Origin of the sequence: Synechococcus sp. OH2 (genome assembly GCF_047462155.1) — a bacterium.
Taxonomy (GTDB): domain Bacteria; phylum Cyanobacteriota; class Cyanobacteriia; order Thermostichales; family Thermostichaceae; genus Thermostichus.
The window spans coordinates 8,529-17,376 of the sequence record NZ_JANSIR010000112.1; the positions used below are offsets into that span (position 1 = coordinate 8,529).

Here is an 8,848-nt window from a genome sequence, read left to right on the forward strand (position 1 = left end):
CCGGTGCGGATTTTGGAGGCTCCCTGGCTAGATGCCCAGGGAAAGGTAATCGGCATGATCGTCAGCGTACAGGATTTGACCCCGGAAAAAGAGTTGCAAAACCAACAGCAACAACTTCAGCACTCTCTGCAGTATCAGCAAGATCTGTTTCAAAGTCTCTTCGAGCAAGCCCCGGTGGGCATGGCGGTCACGGATGCGGCGGGGCACTTGCTAAAGGTGAACCAGAGCTTTTGCCAGCTCACCGGCTACACCGAGGCCGAGCTCTTGAGCATGAATTACGCCGACATAACGCATCCTGAGGATCTGCGGCAGGAGGCAATCTATGTCGAAGAAATACGAGCAGGCCGCCGCCGCGGCTACCGGATGGAAAAACGCTACATCCGCAAAAGTGGCGAGATCCGGTGGGTGGATCTCTCGTCTTTTGTGGCGGAGACTCCCGAGAAACAGATTTACGGCGTTGTCTCAATTGTCGATATCAGCGAGCGCAAGCAGGCCCAGGAGCAGGTTCAATTGCAGCTCCACCAAGCCCGGCTGCTCAGCCACATCGTCCAAGGGATCCGGCAATCGTTGCAGGTGGAGTCCATCCTCAGTTTTGCTGTAGAGGAAGTTCGCCGTTTGTTGGATGTAGAGCGGGTGGTGATCTACCGCTTTTTCCCCGATTGGGTGGGCGAGATCGCCATGGAATCGGTTAGCCGGCCAGAGTTGAGCCTGCTGGGCCTGGTTATCGAAGATCATTGTTTCGTAACCCAGTGGCACCAAGCCTATCAGCAGGGCCGCATTTCCGCCATTGAAGATATCGACACTGCCCCCATCCAGCCCTGCCACCGGGAGCTGCTGGCCAGCTTAGGGGTGCGGGCCAACTTGGTGGTGCCCATCTTGCAGTCGGCTGGCCCTGACGGCACAGACGGCGGGCTGGCCCGCCTCTGGGGGCTGTTGATTGCCCACCAGTGCAGCGCCCCCAAAAAATGGGATCCCTGGATGCCGGATTTTTTGCGACAAATTGCCGATCAACTGGGGCTGGCGCTGCAACAGGCGGAGCTGTTTGAGCAACTGCAAGCTGCCAATGCCGAGCTGCGCTACCAGGTGGAGGTGCGCAATGCCGAGCTGGCCCAGCGGGTAAGGTACGAGCAAATGCTGCGGCTCATTGGCGACAAGGTGCGCTCCAGCCTGGACGAACAGGAGATCTTGGCCACCGTGGTGCGGGAGCTGACCCAGGCTTTCCAACTGGGCGCCTGCGGTGTGGCCCTCATCCATCCGGAAACCCAGACCTACACGCTGGTCTACGAAGCGGCGGGATCCCTGCCCCCTATAGGCCAAGTTACCCTGCCCTTGGATCCCGTTCTTTTGCGCCAGCTTCGCCAAGGCCAGACCCTCTACTTCAGCACGGATCACCCGCTGCGGGGGCGCTGCACCTTCCTCGCCTGCCCCCTGTTTGTGGAACAGGAAGAAGGGCAGCTTTCCTTGGGCACGGGCTCGTTGCTGGGCTTTCTCAAGTTGATCCGCTTGCCCCAGGAAGGGTTTATTGAAGCCGAGATCCACTTTGCCGAGCAGGTGGCCACCCAGTGCAGCATCGCCATTCGCCAGGCCCGCCTCTACCAAGAAATCCAGGCCCAGCTCCGGCAACTGCAGCGGCTCAACGAGCTCAAAGAAGAGTTTCTCAGCATGGTCTCCCACGAGCTGCGCACGCCTCTGACCAACATGAAAATGGCTTTGAAAATGTTGGAGGTGCGCGGTCTTTCCGAGGCGCAGATCCCCTATTTCCACATCCTCAAACAGGAGTGGCAAAAAGAGCTGGACTTGGTCAACGACCTGCTGGATCTGCAGCGGCTAGAGGCCGGCAGCCGCAGTCTGGAGATTGCCCGCTTCGAGGTGCGAGAGTGGCTGGAAAAGCTGGTGCCGCCCTTTGCTCTGCGCTTTCAGGAGCGCCGGCTCACTTTTGTCTCCCGCATTCCCTCTGAACCCATCCTGTTCAGCACCGATGTGGGGCTGCTCACCCGCATCCTCAGCGAGTTGCTGGCCAATGCTGCCAAATACACCCCTGCTGGCCAGCAGGTTTACCTGGAAGTGGCGGGCGATTCTTCGTGTCTCCATTTGCAGGTAATCAACACCGGCGTCGAGATCCCAGCGGAGCACCTGCCCCGCATTTTCGAGAAGTTCCACCGCATTCCGCAACTGGACTACGCCCACCAGGGGGGCACCGGCTTGGGCCTGCCGCTGGTGAAAAAGGCGGTGGAGCTGCTGCAAGGGATCCTGCGGGTGGAAAGCGGCGAGAACCGCACCCTGTTTGCAGTCAGCCTGCCGGATTTGGGCAGTTCTGCTCTCACCCCCAGCCCCTCTCCCTGAGGAACACCCTCACCCCCAGCCCCTCTCCCTGAGGGAGAGGGGAGCTAGATAACCCTGGGCAGTGTTGTTGGTCAAACAGCCGGCACTTGGGTAGGCTAGCCGTTGGCTAAGGACTCCGTCCCGCTGACGCGAGCGGCGGGATTGAGTTCTTTTGCCGGAGAAGGGGGAGAGGAGAGCAGTTGCTGCTCCACCAGGTGGGCAAACTCCCGCTCGAAGGTCACCAGGGCGCGGTTGGTTTTGCCCCCCAGGTAAAGCCCTGCTTCCGTCTCCAGAGCCCAAACTTGGCTGTAGCTGAAATAGCTCATCACCACCCCCAGCATCAGCAGCCCAAAGCCAAGATAGACAAGAGGGATCCCTGGATCCGATTTCATTTGCAGGCCGGTGGCGCCGATAACCTCATCTAGGTGCAGGGTAAGGGGGTTGGGAAAGCGCTGCGGAGCCACTTCGTCGAGGGCCAGGCTCATGCCCTGGCGCAGGGATCCTACCCATTGGCCCTGGGTGTCGTAGAGCAGGGCCGTCCCCTGCAAATCTGGCAACAACAGCGTCAAGCCCTCGCTTAGATCCGGTCGGGTGGGCACAAAAGCGCCCCAGAGCTTGCTGCCCGCCTGGGTGGGCACCGGCACCACTGGAATTTGGAAGGAGGGGCTGTTGTTAAGGCGGATGCGGATGCTGTCGATGCCCCAGTCGGCTTGGTAGAGGGTCACGCCGCGGTAGGAGAGGGGATGGTTGACAGAGATGGTCTGGCGCTTGACCTCCTGTCCCCCATCCAGAATCGAGAGGTCAGAATAAAACTGCTTTACCCGTCCGTCGGGAGCATAGTCGATCCAGAAGCGGTTAACCCGAATTTGCCAGGTGGGCAGATGAGCCAGATCCCCTGCCCCGGTTACATGTTCAATGGCGGCAACCCCACCGCTGGGAATCAGCTCCTGGGCCTTAAAGCCCCCGAGGCTGCCCCAGATGGCTCCCAACAGGATCAGCAGCAGGCTGACGTGCACCAAGATGGGGCCGAACCGCCCGATTAGCCCCTTGCGGGCGTAGAGCCGGGATCCCTCCTCAAACACCGCATAACCCCGTTGTCGCAGCCGCTGCGGCAGTCCCTCTAGGGAGTGTTGGGGCAGATAGACCCAAAAGGGCAGCCGCTGGAAGGAGGAAGGACGGGTGAGGTAGCTCCAGCGACGGGCCACCTTGAGCATCGGCCACTGGCGCGTGAAAGAACAGGCGGCCAGGCTGCTGCCAAAGAGGATCAACAGGGCCAGAAACCAAGGGGTGCGATAGACGTGATCCAACCCCAGCTTGAGGATCAGCCGCCAGGTGAGAAAGCCAAACAGGGCCGGATGCTCAGGATAGTGAGCCTGGTAGAAGGCCACCGTTTCCTCTTGCTCGATCACCGTGCCCAGGGCGCTCAAAAGGGCAATCGCCAAGAGAAGGCCAATGGCTAGGCGCAGATCCGCCAGCAGCGGCAGCAGCTCATGGCGAAAATACCGCCGCAACAGCGGAAGAGGGTGGATAACCATGGGAAGTTGTTAGCTCAAGACTTGAATCGCCGCTCCCAACTGGAGGGCAGCCCCATCTTAGCCTGTAGCGGCAGGGATCCCTTAGGCCCAAGCGGAGAGGATCGTGACGGTACCAAAGCCCACCAACACCACGCCACTGGCATAGGTGAACCAGCCCGACCAGCGCCGCAGGGCCAGCAGTTGCTTGAGCGAGCCGGCAAACACCCCTGCCAAGAGCAGCGGCAAGACCAGCCCCAGGGCATAGGCCAGCAGCAACCCGCCCCCCACCCAGGGCTGCTCCGTGGTGGAAACCCAGCCCAGCAGGGCCACCAAAACCGGCGTGCTGCAGGGAGAAGCCACCAGGCCAAAGGTGGATCCCAGCACCACCGACCGGCTCAGCCCAGGCCACTGGCCAGGGATCTCCAACCGGTTAAACCAATCGGGGAAGCGCAGGGGGAAGACTTCCAGCAGGTTCAGGCCCATGAGGATGGCGATCCCTCCCGCCACTAGGGATCCAAAGGCAGTGGTTTGTCCATAAACCCGGCCTAGCAAAGCTGCCCCCAAACCCAGCAGGGTCAGGGTAAAAGCCACCCCAGCCGCAAAACCCAAAGATTGGGCCCAGATGTGCCGACGCACTTTTCCGGCCTCTTCATCAGGGCTAGGGGTGTAGCCGCCGATGTAGCCAATGGTTACCGGCAACATAGAGAGCAGACAGGGAGAAAGGCTGGTAACCAAACCTGCCAGACCCACCAGCAGCAGGCTCAGCGGGGAAAGGTGCTGCAGTTGGCCTTGAACCAGCTCCGTTGCCCACTGCTCTAGGTGGTAGAGCCAAAGCTGAAGGGTATCCACCATAGCAAAAGCTGTCGAGTCCAAACCTAGGCTAGCTCAAGGAGCCCACTCCAGGGCAGCTTGGCGCCAACTGGCCAGCACCCTCAGCGGCGCGCTCCAGTCCAGAAAAGCTGGGGAGCTACTTGGACTGTTGGTAGGCGGCAATGCTGCTGGCGATCACTGCCTCGGTTTCGGCCAGACCTTTCCAGCCCAAGATCTGGGTTTCTTTCTTCTCTAGGCGCTTGTAGGTGGCGAAAAACTCGGCAATCTCGTCCAGGCGGTGCTGGGCAATATCTTCCAGCTTGGTTACGGAAGCATAGCGAGGATCCTTAGCGGGCACGCACAGCAACTTCTCATCCGGCTCCCCTGCGTCGATCATCTGCAGCATGCCCAGCGGGCGCACCGCAATCACGCACCCTGGAAAGGTGGGCTGATCCATGATCACCAGGCCATCCAAGGGATCCCCGTCCCCTGCCAGCGTATTGGGCACAAAGCCGTAGTCGTAGGGGTACTGCACCGAAGAGTAGAGCACCCGGTCTAGGGCCATCACGCCCATGTCTTTGTCAAACTCGTACTTGTTCTTGCTGCCGCCAGGGATCTCAATCAAGAGGTTGAGCAGACCCGGCTTGGGTTGGGCAGGGATCCGCGACAGGTCAATCACAGCAATTGTCCTCGAAATACGTGACGCAAAAATAGCCAGAGGGCATTATAGCTCCCAGGGCGGGACTTCAAGTAGCAAAAACAAGCTCCTCGGGCAAGATTCGAACTTGCGACCAATCGGTTAACAGCCGACCGCTCTACCGCTGAGCTACCGAGGATCAAAGTATCTTCCATCGTAGGGAAAAAAACGCCATCAGGCAACTCCCCCGAAGGAAAGGATCCTTGGCTCCGCCCAGGCCATCGTCTCAGTGGTGAAAGGGGATGGCCAATAAAGGCAGCAGAGCCAGCCCCAGCCAAGCCCAACCCTGCACGGAAAGGTGCGACGAGGGCGCGACGGGGCCCGACTCCTCTTGCTGCAATAGGGCATCGATGCGCTCTTGCAGCCGTCCCCCCGCAGTGGATCCCATTTCCAGGGCAAAGCCAACCCAAGCCGCTGCCGGCTGCTGCGCCATGCCATGGCCTACCACCTGCACCAGAGCCTCTCCCAGCACCAAGGGATCCACCCGCTGAGCCGCCCAGCAATCTGCCCGCAGCTCCCGCAGGGTCAGCAGTTCTTGCCAGAGAACCTCCGTATTCGGCAGCCAGCCGCTGAGGCGTCGCAGCCAACCAACCGCAAACATCCACAAGGTATCGCAGTAGTGACGATGGGCCTCTTCGTGGGCCAGCACTGCCTGCAGGTGCTCTTCATCCAACTGCTCCAGCAGACCGCGGCTAACCACCAATTGCGGCTTCCACACCCCCACCTGGGCAGCAAAAGGGATCTCCAAGTCCAGCACGTAGGCTGGAGAGCCATACAGCTCGACCTGGGCCAGAGCCTGCAGGCGGGCACGTCGGCAGGAGCGCCAGAACTCCCAAGCCCAGTGCAAGGCTACGCCCCCAGCCACGGCCAGCACCAGCAGCGCACAGCCATAGCAGAACCAGCCTCCTGACCCGGCCATTTGTCCCCATGGCCCCATCCAAGCTAGAGCAAGGGCAGTCATCAGCAAAAACAGCGGCGGCAGCAAGAAGTGGATCCAGGCCCATTGCCAGCGCTGCGCCCACTGGCCGGCTTTATCCAGCCGCACCTGGCCTCGCCACAGCCAACTGAGGCCCAAGCCCAACAACAACATGCCCAAGTGGCTCACCGTGACTTCCTCCTGGACTCGCGGGCCGCCCGCAGCCGCTCGGCAATCGCCTGCAACTGGGACACGCTGGCCTGATCCAGGCTATCGGCGAAGGCTGCCACCGTGTCGGGATCCCCGACGGCCAAAAACTGCTGCAAGTGGTCAAAGGCCCTCAGGCTGGCAGCTTCCTGGCGAGAGAGACAGGGCCGCCACAGCATTGGCAGAGGCCGCCCCTCGGCATCTGTGCGCCGTTCACAGCTTACCCAGCCTTTTTGGCTCAAGCGCTGCAAGACGGTGGTTACTGAGGCATAGGCCAACTCGCGGTTGGGATCGGCCAGAATGCGCTCGTGGATTTGGCGGGTGCTGGCACTGCCCAGCTCCCAAAGGATATCGAGGATCTCAGATTCCAGAGGGCCCAGTGAGAGTTGCTTGGGACGATGCTTGGGCAACATAAACCCTGGCAGGGTAGGGATCCCTATCTAGATTGACATACTCTCCGCAGCTATGGCTTGCTGGAGCACCGCGGCAGAATGGCTTAGGGAGCAGTCCGGAGAGTGCCGTCTTGGGAGAGGAAGCGGGAGCTGAGGAAAGGACGCAGTGCTTGGGGAATGCGGATTGAGCCGTCCATCCGCTGGTGATTTTCCAACAGGGCGGCCAGAGAACGGCCCACTGCCAAGCCCGAACCGTTGAGGGTGTGGACGAAGTGAGTGCCTTTCTGCCCGGCCTCTTTGTAGCGCAGGTTGGCGCGGCGGGCCTGGAAATCCCAGCAGTTGGAGCAACTGGAGATCTCCCGGTAGCGGTTTTGGGAGGGGAACCACACCTCCAGATCAAAGCAGCGGGCCGCCGAGAAACCCAGATCGCCGGTGCACAGCTCCACCACCCGGTAGGGCAGCTCTAGCATCTGCAAAATGGCCTCGGCATCCTGTACCAGCTTTTCGTGTTCTACCTCCGACTGGGTGGGGTGGGTAACTTTGACCAGTTCCACCTTTTGAAACTGGTGCAGCCGGATCAGGCCCTTGGTGTCCCGGCCATAGCTGCCGGCTTCGCGGCGAAAGCAAGGCGTGTAGGCACAGAAATATAGCGGCAGGTGCTCGGCTGGGATCACCTCGTCCCGGTACAGGTTGGTGAGGGGCACTTCCGCTGTCGGGATCAGCCACAAGTCATCCTCAGCACAGCGAAAGCTCTCCTCGGCAAACTTGGGCAGTTGTCCTGTTCCCTGCAGAGCAGCGCTGTTGACCAAAAAAGGAGGGATTACCTCGGTGTAGCCGGCGGCAATGTGGCGCTCCAGCATCATGGCAATCAAGGCCCGCTCCAGAGCCGCCCCTGCCCCTACCATGGCGACAAAGCGGCTTTGGGCTACCTTGACAGCACGGCCAATCTCCAAGAGGCCCAGCTTCTCGGCAATCTCGTCGTGGGGAAGGACGGGATGGGCGGGTTTTAGCTCATCTCCCCAGCGGCGCACCTCCACGTTGTCGGCCTCATCTCGGCCAACCGGCACGCTGGGCAAGGGCAAGTTGGGCAGGGTAAGCAGGCGGGCGCGCATCTCCTCCTCCAGCTCCCGCTCCCGCTGTTCCAGTCGGGCGATCTCGGCCTTGAGCTCTGCCGCCTGCTGCCGCAGGGCCGCCACCTCGGATCCCTGGGGATCCGCTCCCTGGCGGATGAGCGCGCCGACTTTCTTGCCAAGGGTGTTGCTTTCCGCCTGCAGAGAGCCACGCCGAGCTTCCAACTGGCGCCGCTCCCGATCCAACTGCAGGATCTGATCCAGATCGATACTGGCCCCGCGCTTGTCCAGGGCTTGGCGTACCTCTTCTGGGCGATCCCGCAGCAGCTTCAGATCCAGCACGAGACTTGCCTGGGAAATGACCTCTACCTACTCCTTCAGCCAGCTAAACATGGCCCGCAGCTCCTTGCCCACCTTTTCGATGGGGTGCTCGGCCTCGCGGCGGCGCATCGCCGTAAAGCCGGGCTTGCCAGCCTGGTTTTCCAAGACAAACTCGCGGGCAAACTGGCCGCTTTGGATCTCAGCAAGGATGCGCTTCATCTCGGCGCGGGTTTGCTCCGTGATGATGCGGGGGCCACGGGTGTAGTCGCCGTATTCTGCCGTGTTGGAGATGCTGTGGCGCATTTTCTCCAGACCTCCCTCGACGATGAGATCGACAATGAGCTTGACTTCGTGCAGGCACTCGAAGTAGGCCAGCTCCGGCTGGTAGCCCGCTTCCACCAGGGTCTCAAACCCGGCTTTGATCAAAGCCGTGAGGCCACCACAGAGCACCACCTGCTCGCCAAAGAGGTCGGTCTCGGTCTCCTCCCGAAAGGTGGTCTCAAGGATGCCAGCTCGCGTGCCGCCAATCCCCTTGGCATAAGCCATGGCCCGCTCCCGCGCCATCCCCGAGGCATCCTGGTAGACAGCAAACAGACAAG

General features: G+C 61.0%; 8 protein-coding genes and 1 tRNA gene. 1 reads left to right on the forward strand and 8 read right to left on the reverse strand.

Going from position 1 to position 8,848, the window contains the following annotated elements:
- On the forward strand, positions 1-2,343 hold a 2,343-nt coding region (locus tag NW835_RS11905; protein ID WP_414415391.1), incomplete at its 5' end, for a PAS domain S-box protein.
- 95 nt (positions 2,344-2,438) lie between these two features.
- Here the strand turns inward: NW835_RS11905 and NW835_RS11910 are convergent.
- From NW835_RS11910 to ilvC, 8 genes are all read right to left on the reverse strand, one after another.
- Positions 2,439-3,857: a cytochrome c biogenesis protein gene (locus NW835_RS11910; protein WP_414365461.1), complete on the reverse strand. Its 1,419-nt coding sequence runs from the start codon at positions 3,855-3,857 to the stop codon at positions 2,439-2,441.
- Positions 3,858-3,938: 81 nt separating this feature from the next.
- Positions 3,939-4,688 (reverse strand): cytochrome c biogenesis protein CcdA, encoded by a 750-nt coding sequence (locus NW835_RS11915; RefSeq protein ID WP_414386179.1) that lies wholly within the window; start codon positions 4,686-4,688, stop codon positions 3,939-3,941.
- 115 nt (positions 4,689-4,803) lie between these two features.
- Positions 4,804-5,322, reverse strand: a complete 519-nt coding sequence (locus tag NW835_RS11920; RefSeq protein ID WP_414365475.1) for an inorganic diphosphatase — start codon at positions 5,320-5,322, stop codon at positions 4,804-4,806.
- An 88-nt stretch (positions 5,323-5,410) separates the two neighbouring features.
- A tRNA-Asn gene (locus NW835_RS11925) sits at positions 5,411-5,482 on the reverse strand.
- Between the two features lie 87 nt (positions 5,483-5,569).
- Positions 5,570-6,448: a M56 family metallopeptidase gene (locus NW835_RS11930; RefSeq protein WP_414371448.1), complete on the reverse strand. Its 879-nt coding sequence runs from the start codon at positions 6,446-6,448 to the stop codon at positions 5,570-5,572.
- Positions 6,445-6,879 (reverse strand): BlaI/MecI/CopY family transcriptional regulator, encoded by a 435-nt coding sequence (locus NW835_RS11935; RefSeq protein WP_414415392.1) that lies wholly within the window; start codon positions 6,877-6,879, stop codon positions 6,445-6,447. Before NW835_RS11935 ends, NW835_RS11930 begins: the two co-directional genes overlap by 4 nt.
- A gap of 83 nt (positions 6,880-6,962) precedes the next feature.
- Positions 6,963-8,270: a serine--tRNA ligase gene (gene serS, locus NW835_RS11940; protein WP_414386181.1), complete on the reverse strand. Its 1,308-nt coding sequence runs from the start codon at positions 8,268-8,270 to the stop codon at positions 6,963-6,965.
- Between the two features lie 27 nt (positions 8,271-8,297).
- On the reverse strand, positions 8,298-8,848 hold a 551-nt coding region (gene ilvC / locus NW835_RS11945; RefSeq protein ID WP_414415393.1), incomplete at its 5' end, for a ketol-acid reductoisomerase.

Coding starts and splice junctions, on each gene's coding strand:
- NW835_RS11910 (WP_414365461.1), bottom strand. CDS start 3,857: ATGGTTATCCACCCTCTTCCGCTGTTGCGGCGGTATTTTCGCCATGAG.
- NW835_RS11915 (WP_414386179.1), bottom strand. CDS start 4,688: ATGGTGGATACCCTTCAGCTTTGGCTCTACCACCTAGAGCAGTGGGCA.
- NW835_RS11935 (WP_414415392.1), bottom strand. CDS start 6,879: ATGTTGCCCAAGCATCGTCCCAAGCAACTCTCACTGGGCCCTCTGGAA.